The 5,868-nt window shown below is 72.6% G+C and carries 5 protein-coding genes; 1 reads left to right on the top strand and 4 read right to left on the bottom strand.

Features of this window, described 5'->3' with window-relative positions; genetic code table 11:
• From alaS to VFO68_RS29870, 4 genes are all read right to left on the bottom strand, one after another.
• Positions 1-2,661: alanine--tRNA ligase (gene alaS, locus VFO68_RS29885; protein WP_325161752.1), on the bottom strand; the 2,661-nt coding region annotated here is incomplete at its 3' end.
• A gap of 78 nt (positions 2,662-2,739) precedes the next feature.
• On the bottom strand, positions 2,740-3,063 hold the full coding sequence (locus VFO68_RS29880; RefSeq protein ID WP_325161751.1) for a hypothetical protein: 324 nt from the start codon (positions 3,061-3,063) through the stop codon (positions 2,740-2,742).
• Positions 3,063-3,479 carry a DUF948 domain-containing protein gene (locus VFO68_RS29875; protein WP_325161750.1) on the bottom strand — a complete coding sequence of 139 codons (417 nt, stop codon included), beginning with the start codon at positions 3,477-3,479 and terminating at the stop codon, positions 3,063-3,065. The genes VFO68_RS29880 and VFO68_RS29875 overlap by 1 nt, the downstream gene beginning before the upstream one ends.
• Before the next feature lie 129 nt (positions 3,480-3,608).
• Positions 3,609-4,952, bottom strand: coding sequence for a replication-associated recombination protein A (locus VFO68_RS29870; RefSeq protein ID WP_325161753.1), 1,344 nt, complete (start codon positions 4,950-4,952; stop codon positions 3,609-3,611).
• 130 nt (positions 4,953-5,082) lie between these two features.
• Here VFO68_RS29870 and VFO68_RS29865 point away from each other — a divergent pair, with 130 nt between their 5' ends.
• Positions 5,083-5,847, top strand: a complete 765-nt coding sequence (locus tag VFO68_RS29865; RefSeq protein ID WP_325161749.1) for a metallophosphoesterase family protein — start codon at positions 5,083-5,085, stop codon at positions 5,845-5,847.
• Positions 5,848-5,868 lie beyond the last annotated feature (21 nt).

The following is a 5,868-nucleotide window of genomic DNA, read 5'->3' as shown; positions in this document are numbered from 1 at the left end:
TCGGCCACTCAGCGCGGCGCGGAGCAGGGTGATGGCGTCGGCGACGCCGGCCGGGTTGGTGCCACCGCCCTGGGCGAGGTCGGGCTTGCCGCCACCCCGGGCCTGGATCGCCGGGGCGAACTCCGGAACCAGACGACCGGCCGCGAGCCCCTGGTCACGGGCCGTGGCCGTGGTGGCGACCACGAAGTTCACCTTCGGCCCGTCCGCGGAGAACAGGGCCACGACGCCGGCCCGGCCGCCGAGCCGGTTGCGCACCTCGCCGGCCAGGGTGCGCAGGTCGTTGCCGGCGACCCCGTCCGGCGTCGCCACCGCGACCAGGGCGACCCCGCCGGTGTCCTCGGCCGCGTCGGCCAGGGTCCCGGCGGAGGACAGCAGCTGGGCGCCGCGGAGCCGGTCCAGCTCCTTCTCCGCCACCCGCAGCTTCTCCACGACCGCCCCGATCCGCTCGGGCAGCTCCTCCGGCCGGGCCTTGAACTGCTCGGCCAGCTGGGCCACCAGGACGTGCTCACGGGCCAGGAAGCGGAACGCGTCCAGCCCGACCAGCGCCTCGACCCGACGGACGCCCGCGCCGATGGACGCCTCGGACAGCAGCTTGACCAGGCCGATCTCGCCGGAGCGGTGCACGTGGGTGCCGCCGCACAGCTCCCGGGAGTACTCACCGATGGTGATGACCCGCACCTTGTCGCCGTACTTCTCCCCGAAGAACGCGATGGCGCCGGACCTGCGCGCCTCGTCCAGGGTGGTGATCTCGGCCTGGACGTCGTAGTCGTGCAGCAGCACGTCGTTGACCTCGTCCTCGACGTCGGCGAGCACGCTGGGCGGCACCGCCCCGGCCGGCGAGGTGAAGTCGAACCGCAGCCGGCCCGGCGCGTTGAGCGAGCCCGCCTGCGCCGCCTGGGTGCCTAGCGCCCGGCGCATGCCGGCGTGCACCAGGTGGGTGGCCGAGTGCGCCCGGGACACCGCGCGCCGGCGGGTGCCGTCGACCTGCGCGTGCACGGTCTCGTCCAGGGTGACCTCGCCGGAGAGCACCTTGCCGCGGTGCACGTTGAGCCCCGCCACCGGCGACTGGACGTCGTGCACCTCGATCTCCGCGGTGGACCCGGTGATCCGGCCGGTGTCGGCGAGCTGGCCGCCGCCCTCCGCGTAGAACGGGGTGCGGTCCAGCACGATCTCCACCTCGGTCCCGGCGCCCGCCGCGGCCGACGGCTCGCCGCCGACCAGCAGGCCCACCACCCGCGCCTCGGCGGTCAGCTCGCGGTAGCCGAGGAACTCCGTGGTGCCGTGCTCGTCCAGGATCGAGCGGTAGCCGCCACCACCCGCGTGGCCGACCTTGCGCAGGTTCGCGTCCTCCTTCGACCGCGCCCGCTGCTCGGCCATCAGCCGCCGGAAGCCCTCCTCGTCGACCTTCAGGCCCTGCTCGGCGGCCATCTCCAGGGTCAGGTCGATCGGGAAGCCGTAGGTGTCGTGCAGCTGGAAGGCCTTGTCGCCGGCCAGGACGTCGCCGCCGCGCTGCTTGGTGTCGGCCGCGGCCAGGTCGAAGATCCGCGACCCGCTGGACAGGGTGGTGAGGAAGGTGTCCTCCTCGTTGCGCACCACCGCGTCGATCCGGGCGAAGTCGGTGGCCAGGTCCGGGTAGAACGGGCTCATGGTGTCCCGCACGACCGCCGCGAACTCGCCGAGGACCGGCTCCGTGACCCCGAGCAGCCGCACCGAGCGCACGATCCGGCGCAGCAGCCGGCGCAGCACGTATCCGCGCGCCTCGTTGCCCGGGCTGACCCCGTCGGCGATCAGCATCATGGCGCTGCGCGCATGGTCGGCGATGACCCGGAACCGGACGTCGTCGGTGTGGTCGGCGCCGTACCGCCGGCCGGACATCTCCTCCGCCCGGACGATCACCGGCCGGACCAGGTCGGTCTCGTAGACGTTGTCGACCCCCTGCAGCAGGGTGGCCACCCGCTCGATGCCCAGACCGGTGTCGATGTTCTTCTTCGGCAGCTCACCCAGCACCGGGTGGCCCTTCTTCGGGCTGCCCTCCCCCCGGATGTCCTGCATGAACACCAGGTTCCAGATCTCCAGGAACCGGTCCTCGTCGGCCTCCGGGCCGCCGTCGCGGCCGTAGGCCGCGCCCCGGTCGACGTAGATCTCCGAGCACGGGCCGCCCGGGCCGGGCACCCCCATGTCCCAGTAGTTGTCCTCGGCTCCGCGCCGCTGGATGCGCTCCTCGGGCAGGCCGGACACCTTGCGCCACAGTTGGAACGCCTCGTCGTCGTCGTGGTAGACGGTGGCCCACAGCAGTTCCGGATCGAAGCCGAAGCCGCCGTCGGCCTGGCTGCCGGTCACCAGGGTCCAGGCGTGCTCGATCGCGCCTTCCTTGAAGTAGTCGCCGAAGGAGAAGTTGCCGGCCATCTGGAAGAACGTGTTGTGCCGGGTGGTCTTGCCGACCTCCTCGATGTCCCCGGTGCGCACGCACTTCTGGATGCTGGTCGCCCGCGGGTAGGGCGGCGGTTCCTCGCCGAGGAAGTACGGCTTGAACTGCACCATGCCCGCGTTGACGAACAACAGGTTGGGATCGTTGAGGATGAGCGAGGCGCTGGGCACCTCGGTGTGGCCGTTGTTCCTGAAATGGCTCAGGAACCGGTTGCTGATGTCATGGGTTTCCACGGTGTCTGTCCTTTGTGGTCTGTCGCGGTCCGGGCGGCTGCGGCAGGCGAACGGCGGGCGCCGGTGGGTGGCGCGCGGTCAGCCGTTCGCCCGGCGAGCTCGCGCGTCGGAGGCGTGCGCCGGCCGCCGCGTCGCGGGGGCGGATGCGCCCAGCGCGCGGCGAGCCAACGGGCTCACTCCGGACCGCTGCTCAACCATCTCGGACAACTCCTCCTCGCGCTCGGCCATGCCGGCGCGGATGTCCGCCCCGAACGCGCCGACCGCGGTCGCCAGCTCGCGCATCGCCTCACCGAGATTGGCGGCGATACCCGACGGGCTGGCCTGCCGGACGGCACTCTGGGCCTTCCTGGTCAACGCTACGCCGGTCGCGATCCCTACTCCAAGCCAGAAAACCCGCCGCATCAGTGTGCCCCTCCGCGCCGGGCCAGCCGCCGGCCGCGGGCGTGCCGGCCCTCGGTGACGGCCTTGGCCCTACGCCGCGCCCGCAGCGCCCGGTTGACGCCGTAGGAGAACGCGGCGAACTTGACTAAGGGGCCGCCCAGCGTCGCCGTGAACACCGAGGTGAGCGCCGAGACGTTGCCGGTGACCGCCTGGGTGTTGGCCGTGATCCCGTCGACCCGCTCGAGCTGCGTGTTCACGTGGTTGATCGTGGTGTTGGCGCCGGCGAACAACGGGTCGGTGTTGGTGTAGAGCTTGCGGATGGCGATGGTGGCCTCGTCCAGGGTGCGGCTCAGCTTGATCAGGGTGATGGCCAGGATCACGCTGATCACCAGCAGTGCGCCGGTAGCGATCAGCGCAATCCATTCCCATGTCGACACGAGCCCTCCTTGCCAGTGGATTGCCTGATCGGGCGTCAGGTTACCGCGCGGCATCGGTCCTGGTCCGGCCGGACCGTCGCCGCCCGGCGAGTCCCCATCCGGGCTACCCCGAGTTCCCCGTTCAGCGCCCTACTCGGGCGGGTCCTGGCCACGCACGACCCGGCGCAACCGGGGCAGCCGGTCGGCGACCGCGCGCTCGGCGCCACGCTGGGTCGGCTGGTAGTAGTCCCGGCCCACCAGCTCGTCCGGGGGGTACTGCTGGGTGAGCACGCCGTCCGGGACATCGTGCGGGTAGCGGTAGCCGGTCGCGTTGCCGAGCTTCTTGGCGCCGGCGTAGTGGCCGTCCCGCAGATGCGGCGGCACCGATCCGATCGCGCCCTTGCGGACGTCGTCCATGGCCGCCGAGATCGCCGTGGTGACCGCGTTGGACTTGGGTGCGGTGGCGATGTGCACGGTGGCCTGAGCCAGGTTGAGCGTGCACTCGGGCAGCCCGATCAGCTGCACCGCCTGCGCCGCGGCCACCGCCACCTGCAACGCCGTCGGGTCGGCCATCCCGATCTCCTCGCTCGCCTGGATCACCAGCCGGCGTGCGATGAACCGCGGGTCCTCCCCCGCCTCGATCATCCGGGCCAGATAGTGCAGCGCGGCGTCCACGTCCGACCCGCGCAGCGACTTGATGAACGCGCTGATCACGTCGTAGTGCTGGTCGCCCTGCCGGTCGTAGCGCACCGCCGCTTTGTCCACAGTGGACTCGACGGTGGCCAGGTCGATCTCCTCCAGGCCCTTGGCCAGCGCCGAGTCGGCGGCCGCCTCGAGCGCGGTGAGCGCCCGGCGGCCGTCCCCGCCGGCCAGCCGGACGATGTGGTCCTCGGCGTCGGTGGCCAGGCCGATCACCCCACCGAGCCCGCGTTCGTCGGCGACCGCGCGGGTGATCAGCGCCCGCACGTCCTCGTCGGACAGCGAGCGCAGCTGCAGCACCAGGGACCGGGACAGCAACGGCGACACGACGCTGAAGAAGGGATTTTCGGTCGTGGCGGCCACCAGCAGCACCGTGCGGTCCTCGACCGCGCCGAGCAGCGCGTCCTGCTGGGTCTTGGAGAAGCGGTGCACCTCGTCGATGAACAGCACCGTCGGCTCGCCGGAGTGCGCCAGCCGCCGCCGGGCCTCGTCGATGACCGCCCGGACCTCCTTCACCCCGGCCGACACCGCGGACAGCGCGGCGAAGCGCCGGCCGATCGCCTGCGACACCAGCATGGCCAGGGTGGTCTTGCCCGTCCCGGGCGGGCCGTAGAGCAGCACCGACGCCGGCGCGGCGCCCTCCACCAACCGGCGCAGCGGCGATCCCGGTCCGAGCAGGTGGTCCTGCCCGACCACCTCGTCCAGCGACCGCGGCCGCATCCGCACCGCCAGCGGGGTGTTCGCGGCGATCCGCGCGTCGCGGTGCGCCAGCCCGTCCGGCGGAGTCTCGAACAGGTCGAGGTCCAGGCCCTCCTCCACAGCGGCGACGCTACCCGCCGGGGCCGACGTCAGCCGGATCGGGACACGGTTGCGCCGACGGCGAACCGCCTGGTTTTCCGCACGCCGGGCGGGCCAGGGTTGGGGCATGGTCGACCGGGTCGCGGTGCTCGCGGATGTCCACTGTGTCCTGCCCGCACTGGAGGCGGTGCTGGCCGAGCCGGACGTGCGCTCGGCCGATCTGATCGTGCTGGCCGGCGATCTCGCCGCCGGGCCGCAGCCGGTCGAGACGTTCGACCTGGTCTCCTCGCTCGGCGAACGGGTGGTCTGGGTGCGCGGCAACTGCGAGCGGGACACGCTGGACTGGGCGCGCGGCGCGCCGGCCCCGGCCGATCCGCTCCTCGCGGTCGGGGTCTGGGCGGCCAAGGCGCTGCGGCCCGACCAGGTGGCGCTGCTCGACGGCCTGCCGGACACGGTGACCCTGGACGTCCGGGGCCTGGGCTCGGTGCTCTTCTGCCACGCGACACCGCGCGACGACGAGGAGTTCGTGCTGGTCGACAGCGATCTCGCCCGGTGGACCGAGGTGCTCGCCGGGGTCGGCGAGCCGGTGCGGACCGTGGTGTGCGGGCACACTCACATGCCCTACGTCCGGCTCGTCGACCGGACCACGGTGGTCAACCCGGGCTCGGTCGGGATGCCGTACGGCTCGACCGGGGCGCACTGGGCGCTGCTCGGCGGCGCGGACGGCCCGGCGATCCAGTTGCGCCGCACGGAGTTGGACGCCGAGGCGGTGTGCGCGGCGATCACCGCCGGCTCGGGATTCCCGGGAGTCGCGGACTGGGTCGACAACTACGTCCGCAACCCGCCGTCGGACGTCGAGGCGCTCGCGGCCTTCCGGCCGAAGGCCACTTAGCAGGCGGTCAGCGGAACGCGG

Source organism: Actinophytocola sp. (assembly GCF_035712165.1).
Classification (GTDB): domain Bacteria; phylum Actinomycetota; class Actinomycetes; order Mycobacteriales; family Pseudonocardiaceae; genus DASYTH01.
Note: the sequence above shows the minus strand (reverse complement) of the source record. Positions and strands in the feature narration are given on the sequence as shown.

Bases quoted from the DNA above. Each gene is read 5' to 3' on its own strand.
- VFO68_RS29880 (WP_325161751.1), bottom strand. From the start codon at position 3,063: ATGCGGCGGGTTTTCTGGCTTGGAGTAGGGATCGCGACCGGCGTAGCG.
- VFO68_RS29865 (WP_325161749.1), top strand. From the start codon at position 5,083: ATGGTCGACCGGGTCGCGGTGCTCGCGGATGTCCACTGTGTCCTGCCC.